We start from the raw sequence: 535 nt of genomic DNA, 5'->3' as shown, positions 1-535 counted from the left end.
CAGGCCCGCGCCGAGCGCCACCGCGAACACCGAGCCGACCGTGACCTCGGAGAGCCCCGCCTGCACGGTGCCGATCCGGCTGCTGACGCCCCACAGCGAGTTCTGCGCCATGGACCAGCAGACGATCACCGCGGCCAGGAGCATGCCGGAACGGGCGAAGGGGAGCGGGGACTTGGGGGCCTGCGCCGCGCTGTTGTCGGGCCCCGCCGGGTCGGCGAGGCGGTACGTCGCGGGCCAGGCGGCGAGCGCCGTGACGGCGAGCGCGGCGAACGGCAGGGCGTGCCCGGCCGGACTGATCCGGGGGATCGTGAGGTAGAGGGCGCCGGCGAGCGCCGAGACGGTCAGCAGGCCGAGCGTGGACGCCCGGTGCGGATCCTTCTGGGCGGCGATCCCGGTGGCGGCGACGGCCGTCACCGTGCCCGAGCCGAAGCCGCCGATCATCGCACCCGCGACGACCAGCGGGGTGGTGGTGGCGAGGGCGGCGGTGCCGTAGCCGACGGCGGCGAGCAGCAGGCCCGTGCGGGCGGCCCGGCGC

Annotated in this window: 1 pseudogene; it reads right to left on the bottom strand. The window is 77.0% G+C overall.

Going from position 1 to position 535, the window contains the following annotated elements:
* Positions 1–535: pseudogene (locus tag G3I40_RS05070) on the bottom strand (MFS transporter); the annotation flags it as partial.

This window comes from Streptomyces sp. SID14478 (genome assembly GCF_010548525.1).
Classification (GTDB): Bacteria; Actinomycetota; Actinomycetes; order Streptomycetales; family Streptomycetaceae; genus Streptomyces.
This window is presented reverse-complemented; position numbering and strand designations above follow the sequence as displayed.